3 protein-coding genes and 1 tRNA gene are annotated in these 12,961 nt (G+C 31.7%); 2 read left to right on the top strand and 2 right to left on the bottom strand.

The genetic code is table 11. The features are described from left to right. Positions 1-1,720: 1,720 nt before the first annotated feature. Both P856_RS01230 and P856_RS04115 read left to right on the top strand, forming a co-directional pair. Positions 1,721-3,034: a hydroxymethylglutaryl-CoA synthase family protein gene (locus P856_RS01230; protein ID WP_227028678.1), complete on the top strand. Its 1,314-nt coding sequence runs from the start codon at positions 1,721-1,723 to the stop codon at positions 3,032-3,034. Beyond that, on the top strand, positions 3,025-3,822 hold the full coding sequence (locus tag P856_RS04115; protein ID WP_025300357.1) for an enoyl-CoA hydratase-related protein: 798 nt from the start codon (positions 3,025-3,027) through the stop codon (positions 3,820-3,822). The genes P856_RS01230 and P856_RS04115 overlap by 10 nt, the downstream gene beginning before the upstream one ends. A gap of 1,907 nt (positions 3,823-5,729) precedes the next feature. Here P856_RS04115 and P856_RS01220 read toward each other — a convergent pair. After that, positions 5,730-8,390, bottom strand: a complete 2,661-nt coding sequence (locus P856_RS01220) for a valine--tRNA ligase (RefSeq protein WP_025300356.1) — start codon at positions 8,388-8,390, stop codon at positions 5,730-5,732. Positions 8,391-11,397: 3,007 nt separating this feature from the next. Further along, positions 11,398-11,474: transfer RNA gene (locus P856_RS01215), tRNA-His, on the bottom strand. Between the last annotated feature and the right edge of the window lie 1,487 nt (positions 11,475-12,961).

Below are 12,961 nucleotides of genomic sequence, written 5' to 3'. Positions count from 1 at the left end.
AAATTCCAACACCTTCATTATTACATATGTAATACATTATGTAATTTAAAAAATATTTAAAATTATAATTTATTTTTTTACTCGTAAAGCAACTAGGATTGTGTTCATTAATGATTTTAATTCATAACGATTCTAAGCTTATAGTAACTTATTCGCTAAAATAGCATTCATCGATAATTATTTCTGCGAAGCTTGTTAAATGCAATCACTCTTTCGATTTATTTATTTAGTTTAAATAGAAAACGATTACGATACAGAATGATAAAGGTTTCGCATAATGTACTGCTTTCTACCCGATTAATTTACAAAGAAAAACGCTTTATCATTGTTGTAACTAAGCATATCATTAACTTATACGGGTAAGATTTGACGGCTAAGCTTATCTTGAATTACGATAATCCTAACTAACTACTCTAAAACTTAAAAACAACAAATATTATGTGTTGCTTTATACACGCTATATCTCGCAGTAAAGCAGATATTCTTGCGACGTACTGTCAATAATGGCTTACCTTAAAAAAAGCTAACACTTTAAATAACAACAATCTATTAAATGATTATTGTTCAATATTTCAAAAATTTTTTTAAAAATACTTGAACGAAAACAATACGTACTGATTAATGGTGGATCTTTTCCGCTTGAATTATCGACTAAGCCATTATATTTCGTAATATATAATTAAGCTAATAAGCAAAAGCTTCCTGTGTACTCTATATACTTTAAAGCTTCCTGTGTACTCTATATACTTTAATTTTTTTTAAGTACAATGTAGTTGTCTTCTATAGAGGACTCTTTGTTAAAACGTTTAGCCATGACTGTGATTTAAAATATATCATTGGTTGATATTTTTTGTTCTAGACTTCACATTGAATAAATGCTTATTAAAAATTTATAGTAAATGTTTTCAACTAACAGCCAACCTAGTATCTTTGTTAGATATTTGGATTTAGCGAGCTTTACAGAATAAGGATTGATTATTATTTTTAATTGCGATAAAAAATAATAATGTTAACTATTATTGCTTGATTATCTATATAAAATTAATTTATTGTCCTGAATGTATTGTTGAATAGAGTACATTAGCTGACAACTGGTTTGGCATTAAATTAAAAAACAGTTCTAACATTTAAGCTACATATTAATTATGCTTATTCTTTTGCTTGTACCCACAATATTTGACTAGATATCCTTAAGAAGGAGTTTAAATAATAATAAGAAGAAGAATACGCCCCAGTATAGTTTAGTAATTATTTGCCTAATTGTTAGGCAAATAATTACTTTATTCCCTATTTAGCAGACTAAGAACTTGTTCGTTCCGTAAGCACTAATGATGTCTTAATTCTGATCATCTGTTATCTTGATTAATAGATGATCAAGCACAATACTTTATAGAAGTATGAACTATGGTATTGCGAAAGTTTCTTGTTTGACGCATGGCGTCAAACAAGAAACTACTTAAATTAAATTAATTGAGCTATTTTATCATAATGAGGCATCGATTTGGACAAATCTAAATCCTTGTTGTACTTAAGTGATTAGTTGGTGATTTAATAATCTTTATGTAACTCATAAATATTTTAATGAACTAATTTGATGTTAATAGTAATTTACGACTCGATAATCACTAGTAAGGTTGTGGGTCGTATAATTTGTATGGATATATGCATGCAGGATAATAAGTTGTACTAGAGTACTAGCAATCAAATAAATACTCTCGATATGAAGTATTTATTTGATTGCTTGCGAGTTGATCTGTCTTTTGGTACCGGAGAAATATACATGAGCGATTTAATCGGAATTAAAGCGCTTGGTTTTTACGGCGGTCGTATCTTTTTAGACGTCGGAGAACTTGCGATCGCCCGTGGTCTCGCTCCAAAGCGATTTGAAAACCTGCTAATGCGTCGCAAAAGCCTTGCAATGCCTTTTGAAGATCCGGTAAGCTTTGCTGTAAATGCTGCTAAAAGAGTTCTTGATACTCTAGTATCAAATGATAAGAATCGTATTCGTTTGCTTATTATAGCGAGCGAATCCGGCATTGATTTTGGAAAATCGATGGGAGCATATGTACACAAACATCTTGGTTTAATTCCGCAATGTAGACAATTCGAAATTAAACAAGCATGCTACGGCGGTACAGCAGCGTTACGGATGGCTCAAGCTTGGATAGCATCAGAGGGAAGAACAATCCCTGGTGGTGGAATGGCTTTAGTTATTACTACCGATATCGCTCGTCCAGTTCGCTATTCTTATGCTGAGCCAAGTCAAGGATCAGCGGCAATCGCTATTCTGGTCGGCAGCGATCCGCAACTGTTTGCACTTGATTTTGGGGCAAGTGGTATACACACTTTTGAAGTTGCGGATGCTTGTCGACCAACGCCAGAGTTAGAAACCGGCGATGCTGACTTATCTTTGATAAGTTATTTAAATTGCGTCGAACAAACCTTTGCTAGATATCGTGAAATAGTAGGTGAAGTATCATTTACTAAACATTTTGCTGGACTTGCATTTCATGCTCCATTTGGAGGAATGGTAAGAGGAGCGCATCGTACACTAATGCGCAAGTTAGGCGTAAAAAATCAAGCGGAAATTGACGCTGACTTTGCTCTCAGGCTAATGCCTTCGCTGATTTATTGCCAAGAAGTCGGTAATGTTTATTCAAGTACTGTGTTTCTCGCGCTAGCAGGCATTTTAGACTTATTAGCGAACAGACCTGGCGTTAGGATAGGCCTATTCTCTTATGGCTCAGGCTGCTGTTCAGAATTTTATAGTGGAGTTGTACAGAATGATGCAGTAGAAACACTAAAAATAAATAGTGTATCTGATGCACTTGCAGGACGGCAGCATATTAGTGTATCGCGCTATGATAATATTATCGATAGTTCTCCCAGCTTATCTGGGATAAGTGATGCGACGGTTGGCAGAACAGTTGCAAAAAATTCTGTCACCGACATTTACGATAATGAATTTTCTGAAAAGTCTTTGCTTGTGCTTGAGCGAGTGGAAGGATATAGGAGGATTTACTCTTGGAGCTAAATAAAGCACCTAGCAAATCTCCCATTAAACAAGAAGTGCGGGGCACAATGTTGCTGGCTATTATGGATAAGCCAGAGACAGGAAACACTTTGAATTCAGCTATGATTCAATGCATGCACAAAATAGTAGACCGTTTCGAAGTAGATTCTGCATTTAAAGTACTTGCACTATGTGGTCAAGCGTCGATTTTTTGTGAGGGCATGGATTTTAATGAAGCTACTACTACTACAGTAAAAGACATGTCATCTCTGCGTACTAGGATCTTGCCTTTTTGGCAGCTCCTAGCGCGATTTGCTTCAGTACCTAAAATGGTAGTTTCTGTTATAGATGGTAGAGTTAGTGCTGGTGGTTTAGGCCTTGCAGCTGCTAGCGACTTAGTAATTTCTACTAATCGATCAAATTTCTTGCTATCAGAACTGATGTTTGGCTTATTGCCTGCAATCATTGCACCTTTTCTTGTGCGTAGAATTGGTTGGCAGCCAGCCTGGCGCATGACTCTGACAGCTAAAAGGCTAGATGCGAAGGAAATGAGAAATCTCAACCTAATCGATGATCTTACCGATGATTTGGATAACGCTCTTCGTCGACTAATTATCCGTGCTAATCGTATGGATACTAGAGCGATTGGAGCAGCGAAAGAATATTTTAACGCGCTAGAACCAATGGATGTGATAGCAGAACGGCGAGCAGTAGATGCCATTTGCGCCCGTATAGGTGATCCTCAAGTAATGGAAGGTATACGCCGTTTTGTTCACGGCAATGGCCTGCCATGGAGTAAGTCTTCATAATAGCTAAATCGAAAAAAATAGCTTACGTTCAACCAATGAATATTACGATTATCAAACATAAGATAGAAATGCTCATTCGTGCGTACCTTATCTTACATAAGGTGTAGTATATTACTGCACTTTGCAATTCTTATCAACTAATGTAAAATTCTATTTAATAAATAGTATATAATGTTAATGCTTACTTTGACGTATGATTATCAACTTTACTATAAAAAAATAACTTAGATAGTGTATTGCTATTCTTTATTTAAATTTACATTAATTGCCAACAATTGATGAACAGCATAATATCTTATTTTATAAGATATTATGCTGTTGGATAAAATTCCAATCTACATTTACCACACATAAGTGTAATCGCTTCCGATTTACATTTGGCGCCAAAATATCAAAAAAAATTTATAAGTAACAACAATATAGATGAAGTAGAAAAAAGAAATTGATTAAATTTTATGGATAGAATCACCTTATACAGGTATTCAAGAAAAATGATCAAAAACAATTATGAAAAATCTCATAAAATATGTTTGCTTACCTGAAGCATAAATAAAAAATTATCTATGCATTAGCAACATAATTGAAAAAAACAAACACTTTTAAGGGATCCTTAATTAAAGCAAATTACCATGAGCGAATAAAAAGTGTGTAAAAATGATAAAAATTCAGTTAAATTTACAGATAATGATTTACTGATTAATATTATGCAATAATACTTAAGAAAGATTTACTTAAATAAAAAAATTAATAACTACTAAAATACTTTAATTTATATATTTTATATACTTCGGTCCTTGCTTAATATTTCGTAACTTTACTATCTATCATTTTGATGGATAAAATTTTTAGTCACTATTAACCTTTACCAAATACATACAGTCGACTTATTCTAAATTATTATAGTAAATATCTACATAAAAATTTTTTACTTACGATAAAAGAACAAATTTTTCAATAGAGTTAATACTCTAAGCATAGTTCAGATAAAAAACTTCTGAAATTCGAATATTAGATTTAATCAGAAAAATATAAATTTTATAGTGATTAAAAAGCATCATTCCTTTTTATAACTACTGGAAGGGGCTATTGCTCTAATCAAAGATTAAAAGCCCAAGAACATAATACAGCTAAGAAAAATACTAGAGTAAGATATGCCAAATTTATATCTGGTTATGATAAAAAACAATTAAATAATAGGAAATTTATATTTTAATAATAATTACTAAAACTAGAGGCCCATTGATCAAACTTAAACAACTTATCTCAAATACCAGTAAACTATAAGAGTGATAAATAGCTTAGCTTGACATGAGTTAACATTGCACGCATATCTTACGCTCAAGGTAAGAAATAAATCATCTTGCGTTTTATGTTGTCAAAAAACTTTTAATCCTGATTTTATCACTAGAACCGCTAGCCTGTATTAAATAAGTAAGTACTTACACAAACTATTAATGCACAATAGACGTAATTTTTATTTTAACTTACATCAATAAATCAAAGTTTTGTCGTTTTACTTACTTTTGAAGTAAAAATGATTTTATCTCAATAGCCAAAAAAGCATAATTTTCACAATAAAAAATTTTTCACTTAATATCTCACTTATTATATTAATATTAAACCTAGACTGTCAAAGAATTTCATACCGCGATTTACTAATATTGTTAAGTAACCTTATTCTAAGTAAGAGGCTAAATTAGTCAAGATAGTTGCAAATATGCAAAACAAATAATTCAAGTTGTAATACGAATGATTGTTAAAGTAAACTAAAAGTAAAGATAAATAACCGGATACAACCAACCCATCTCATAGGATAAAAATAAAATATTCCCCGATGAGTATAACTAGTTGATCAATCAAAAACAACAAAAATATAAAACTGTAATTTGCGCTAAAATAATTTGAACTTAATTTAAAGATGTAAGCGCTGCAACTAAACGATCATGACGTTTTTGCTCTTCGAGCAGATGGTCTTTATTATTCTGGATCAATGTATCTGGCGCTTTAGCAAGAAACCCTTTGTTTGAAAGCTTTTTGTTAATCTTTGCTATATCGGATTCTAATTTTTTAATCTCTTTAGTTAAACGTAAACGCTCCTGAAAGTTATTATTAGATTTTCTGCTTACAGGTAATACAATAGTCGCTTCGTCTATTACGCGACAAACAGCAACACCGTTATTTATTATACTACTCGTTTTGATTGAGGCTATTCGAGACAAATAGCCTATTAAATTATTATATTTTTTCATTAGAGCTATAGTTTTAGCATTAGCGCCCACAAGTAATAGATCAGGCTTTATAGAATGTAACATATTCATCTCAGAGCGTATCGACCGAATTTCAGAAATAAATCGTACTAACCAGTCAATTTCTCTTGATGCTCTGGGGTCGATTAAATCCTTACTGATACATGGCCATCGACGCGAAATAAGAAGTTGATCATTTTCCTCTCCAAAGCTAGCCCAAAGCTCCTCCGAAATATAAGGCATGATGGGGTGCAATAAATGCAGAGCTTGGTTTAACGTCCAAGCTATAGTATGTCTAGTCTCATTAACAACTATTTGCTCAATGCCTCCGTATGCAGTTTGCAAGATAGGTTTAGTAAATTCTATATACCAGTCACAAAAAGTTCCCCAAAAAAACTGATAGATGACTGATGTAGCCTCGTTAAACTTATAGGCATGCAGTGCAGCGGCTACTAATTCGGCAGTTTTAGCAACTTCGCTAACTATCCATCGATTCACAGTTTCGGTACACTTCGAAGGATCAAAACAGTCGTACGCTTTGCAAGAATGCAACTCACAAAACCTAGCAGCATTCCATATTTTCGTAGCGAAATTACGATAAGCTTTTACGCGCCCTTCATCAAGCTTAATATCGTATCCTTGAATAGTCATAGAGGCTAGTGTAAAGCGTAACGCATCAGCGCCATACTGATTAATTAAATCTATTGGATCAACGATATTATTCTTGGACTTCGACATTTTCTGGCCCTTAGCATCTCGTACCAAAGCGTGTACATAAACAGTACGAAACGGAACCTCATTCATGAAGTGCAGCCCCATCATCATCATCCTAGCTACCCAAAAAAAAATGATATCAAAGCCAGTAACCAGTATATCACTGGGATAATAACGATTTAGCTCTAATGTTTTATCCGGCCATCCGAGAGTGGAAAATGCCCACAGTGCAGAAGAAAACCAAGTATCAAGCACATCTTTTTCGCGAGTTAACTCAACAGCTTGGCCATAATGTTGTTCGGCAACTATAGCAGCCATTTCTTCGCTTTCCGCAACGAATACCTCACCGTCAGGCCCATACCAAGCTGGTATTTGATGCCCCCACCACAACTGACGAGATATACACCATGGTTCGATGTTCTTCATCCATTCAAAATAAGTATTTTGCCAGTTCTTTGGAACAAAAACAGTATCTCCTCTCTCGACTGCTTCTATCGCTGGCTTTGCAAGAGTCATAGCATCGCAGTACCATTGATCAGTCAGCCAAGGTTCTAATGGTACAGAACCACGATCTCCATAAGGTACAGCATGACAATGCTGCTCAATTTTTTCCAACAAACCAGCCGACTCCATATCATTTACTACGACCTTACGAGCAACGAATCGATCCAACCCGCGATACTTATCTGGAACATTATCGGCAAGATGACCTTCGGCATCCATTATATTAATTATTTCAAGATTATGACGTTTGCTAACCTTTAAATCATTAAAATCATGTGCTGGGGTAATCTTTAAAGCGCCAGAACCATTTGCTGGATCAACATAACCGTCACCAACTATTGGAATGCATCTACCAACCAAAGGTAAAATAACGTATTGACCAATCATGTCTTTATAACGTTCGTCCTCGGGATTTACTGCAACAGCAGTATCGCCCAACATTGTCTCCGGACGTGTAGTGGCAACAACAATGAACTTGCTCGGATTCTTCTCCAAGGGATAACGAAAATACCATAGACTACCGTCGACTTCTTTCTGTTCAACCTCCAAATCAGAAATAGCAGTTCCCATTTGAGGATCCCAATTCACCAAACGTTTATCGCGATAAATCAAACCCTCGTTATAAAGATGGACAAAGGCTTTAACCACTGCTTTAGATAAAACCTTGTCCATAGTAAAACGTTCCCGTCCCCAATCAGGGGTTATTCCTAGACAACGCAATTGCTTAAAAATATGCTCACCAGATCGTGCTTTCCACTCCCATACCTTGTCAAGAAAAGCTTTACGCCCGATATCTCGATGATTAATGCCCTGCATACTTAAGCTGCGCTCCACCACAGTTTGAGTAGCAATACCAGCATGATCTGTACCCGGCAGCCATAGTACATCGCGACCAATCATACGGTAATAACGAACTAGGATATCTTGTACAGTCATAGTCAAAGCATGTCCCATGTGCAGGCTGCCAGTGATGTTAGGTGGAGGCATCATAATGGTACAAGGCAGAGCTTTTGACTCAGGATTACATGGAAAAGCGTTAGATTGCTCCCAAAGACGATATAATCGAGACTCGACGTCTGCAGAAGAGTAAGTTTTTTCAAGCATCTACTAAGATCTTTGATAAAGAGTATAAAAACTATTTATACAAATAGCTAAACTTTTGATAAAGAGCATAAAAACTATTTAAATAGCTAAACTTATTAATTTGAGCTTCAAATCGAGCTGAGAAATTATATGACAAAATTTCAAATAAAATGCTATAAACTAATTGAAAATGCTCCCCATCATACGCTGACAAGCGTACGATGGTTCAGATTGTTTTCATCACAAATCTAAAAACCACTATACAGATTTACATTCTGTCCATGCTGCAAAAGTAATGCAATATAAAATCAAAAAATATTATTTTTGATCAAAAGAATTAATAGCATCTAGGAGTTTAATTAAACTATGGATCCCTAATAGTTAACTAAAAGCGCTAAAAGTTTAAGAATAAATTACAAATGACCTCGCTAAAATTAAAGCAGTAGCTCTAATCTATCATACTTCAAATTTGAAGTTGAGTGTCGGAATTAGATGAAGAATAGTTATCGTCTAGCTCCAACTAATGATTTGTTTAATATTCTCAAAAAATATTTTTTCACGTTAAAGCTCCATTTAAAAATTAGTTTTTGTAATTTTCTCTGGTATATTGCCTAACTCTGAAAAAGTTTCGTGTATTCGACAGTTGAACTTTATGCTACAAATGCATTTCCGTTTATTGCTTGTGTTTTTTGTTTTATCGTCTACGTAAACACATAATTTTATGCATAAATATTATAGAACCATTACCAACAATATCTAGATTACTTAATCTAATCTTCTATTAGTAACCTTTATATCATATTAACGCAAGTCCTTAATCGCAAATATTTAGCTCGATAAAAACATCGTAAGTTCGTATAACCAAAAATAAGATACTAATACCACAGTTGAGTTATTATTAAAATCATTTTAGGTAATACATAATTTTACATAAAAACTTATAGTTATCATGAATGAGATAGCTATAAGTTTTTATGTAAAGCTTGGTGTATACAACAATCAATACAATCAGCCTTATTACAACCTCCATTTAGGGGAAAGAAACACAATTGCTCTGATTCAACCGCCAAACTTTAAATTAACATAAAATTCTTTGCCAGCGCAATCTATTCAAAAATAGAAAATACTTCTTAAAAATTTTTGAGATAAATAAACAGTATAATCAGGGTATTAATTATTAGTATCTATTTTTAGAGCATTTATAAATGCACAATTATGCATTTATAAATGCTACTTTATTTCAAACACTAACTAACTACGTCCTTATTAAAGACACAAGAATTAACATGCTACTTCAAGCTACAAAATAGCTATGTCTAATCTAGAAGAATTGATTTTTCATAAATAACGACATTTCTTGTACTCTCTTATAAATTATAAACAATTCATGATCACTTACCTCTTTCTAGTGATCAAGCTAATTATTGGTGAGCATCTCGCAATTAAAAGATTATTCAACAGCACTTTTACAATCATATTTATCTTTTACAATCATATTTATCTATAATATAACATAAAAATTACTAAAGTATTTATAAAGGCTATGGAAAATAGACTTTTATAATCAAAAAATTTTTAACAGTTTTAATATTGTATCTTAAGGCTTAAAAAACTTGCTAAATAAAGCAAATAAATTTTTAAATAAAGCTATCGAAGCAGATTAAAAAATTAGATTTTACAAAAATTGTCTTGTTTTACTTAAACTTATTAGAGTTAAGTAAAACAAGACAAAACAGTATAACATATTATCAGACTATTATTTTTTATGATTTACAGCTGACTGATGTTTATAATTTATTTCTACATCTAGATAGAAACTGAATCAACATATTTTGGATATAACTTCATGCATGAATAGCAAAAATCATAACTCATTGCCCCATATTGTTGAGTATAAAACATACACACCAATTATTAATCTCTAAGCAATAAAATTCAGAAATAGTATAACTACAAATTTTCTTCAATTATAACTGCAATTAATGACCAGCGTGAACAATTTCTAAATTTAAGGTAAATAAATATTTAAAGAAAGATTAAAGTAATAGTATTTAGTATAAATCGTTATATAAATCAATAGCTACAATATCCTAGCATTACTCAAAGTAGTAAGTATAAAAATATTGCTGTTTGACTGTCAAAAATCAATTTTTATTAGATTTTTGATGTATTAATATAACAAATAATTATTTATATGAGCGGAATATAACATAATAGGTTATTATGTTATATTTCAGACAATTTGTCTATTTAGGCAGCAACAAAAATTCTCCCTTCTGTTCGAAAACAAACTAAATAAAAAACGGATATTATATAAATATATAGAGCATATACTTATATTCTTAAGCTAGTTTACAGTTTTGATAACACAGCTTTAATGAAACTAAATGGCTTAATGATTGCTAGTTATCTACAAAAATTAACAATAAACAATTTTAAATAGGCAAATAAAAGCAGCTAAACATTATAGCACTGTGCCTAATTAAAAATTTATTTAAATGAACATTATTTTACAATTTGATCCGATTATTAATCGAATAATATTCGAACTATAGCTTAATTTTTGCAGTAATTTTATAGATGTTAGAATTAATATCGTACTTTGTTAATCTGCTAGATCAGAAAAACAATAATTACATAGAATTAATCGAAAAAGCCTGATAGATTCTATCTGACCACTTCCAGTATTTTATAAGAGTGTTTTTTAAAGCAACACTCTTATAAAAAGAAAATCACGAATATTAAATTATGATTTTTGTTTAAAAAGCAAATATAAATTCATCGCCGAAATTTTATTGTGTAATTAGCCAAAGTCGACTACTTAGCCTCATAATTAAAGTCTTATAACAAGAATATGATCGTTAATTTTTACTCAGCTCAATACACTAAAATACTATGCTCAGATTATCGTGTCCTTAACGACCCATTTAGCGCAATATTCATCTATAGGACATAGAATCTATTTTTAGTAAAAACATTTTAAAGTTAAGCAATTTTTACAAACTCTTGTGGTGCTTCCGAAAAGTATTGGGGCGAATGATGGGGTTTGAACCCACGACCTCCAGAGCCACAATCTGGCGCTCTAACCACCTGAGCTACACCCGCCATCTAATTATAAAGCTTCACCAATATCAATTTATTATTTCAGACATAGCGTGTAGTCACTTTTAATTGTAAAACAGATACTTACAGATCAAATATCAAACTTATCTAAAGTAAACATCAAATTATAAATCAGACAAAACAAATAAGAACTTCTGGTGGACCTTTCAGGTAAGGTATTTAATGAATAAAATAAAACAAGAATATTGCAATAAATATGTGTACTTACATTGCTAAACTTAAGCAGAACAGTTTAAATAACGTACTAAATTTAGCTTAATGTTCGACCTTAATCATTTCACTAAAAAAAAACAAAAAATCATATTATCTACATTTAAAACATGGATCAAATAAGCTAAAAATGAAAACATTTAAAAATCAACGACGAAATATAAGATTGTATCAGAATAGATAAAATTTATAAAATCCATAAATAAGATAAAAACATATTAATAATCACCAAAACCCACTTTCCCAACTGACTAAAGTTGTTCTCAGACCTATTTCATAAGATAACAATCAATGGCCACAGCAATACTGATATCCTAAATTACCTCATTCTGTGCTACAAATGTAAAATGCTATTCCTTCAATGCCTCTGACTTGTATATCTAAAACGAGTACACTTCATAATTAAATTTTATTATACGCTGTGAAAAGGTAAAATTAATGTATAGCAATTATTTAATATTAAAAATTTAATACAGTACTATGTATATAGCCCATTAATAGGATTGTTAATACACATCTCCAATATCACTTTATACACTCAACAACGTAACTAAATCATATTATTAAATATAACATTCAAATTAAATCACGATGCATAAGTTTTTAAAAAATATTCATTACTATAACGTCGTGCGAAGATACGAATCTAATTGGCGTGAGCTAATTAAGTATAATAACCCTAATATATAATATTAGGGTTATTAATATAATATCTAGGTTTATTAGGAAATGAAAATTCTATGCATTAAACAACAAGACTAAAATTCATACATTACAAGTAATAACTTTAGCCAAGTTATTACTTGTTAGTTCCTTCATAACTACAACACATCGTATATTCAATCTCTATAAAGTTTTAATTCATCAATAGATAGAGCTACTTCACAGCAGTGTAGTACTACTTGCATGCCCAAATAATACCTGAAATCCGCACAAATTATTTAAATTAGCTCAGGAAATTACTTTCCACTAAGCCACTGCGTAAATATAAGATCATTATATCTCTTAAACAACATATCAAAAATACAATTTTACACAGTAAAAGTTATTCATTTAATATTAAGAGTATTAGGTAAATGATCAATAATAAAATTCAATGTTTGATATTTTCATCACAACACAACGACAATGCTATTGCATTATAACTATAATAAGTGAAGATAGATATAATGATTTTTAGTATTATATTTTATTGAGTATTATTATTATTTTAATTTAGTACATTAAATGGTTTGCTTTTATATACAACGCTGGCTGAT

The organism is Candidatus Endolissoclinum faulkneri L5, from assembly GCF_000510265.1.
GTDB classification, from domain to species: domain Bacteria; phylum Pseudomonadota; class Alphaproteobacteria; order Thalassobaculales; family Thalassobaculaceae; genus Thalassobaculum; species Thalassobaculum faulkneri_A.
The sequence above is the reverse complement of the archived record's forward strand: the minus strand, read 5'-3'. Positions and strand labels throughout refer to the sequence as shown.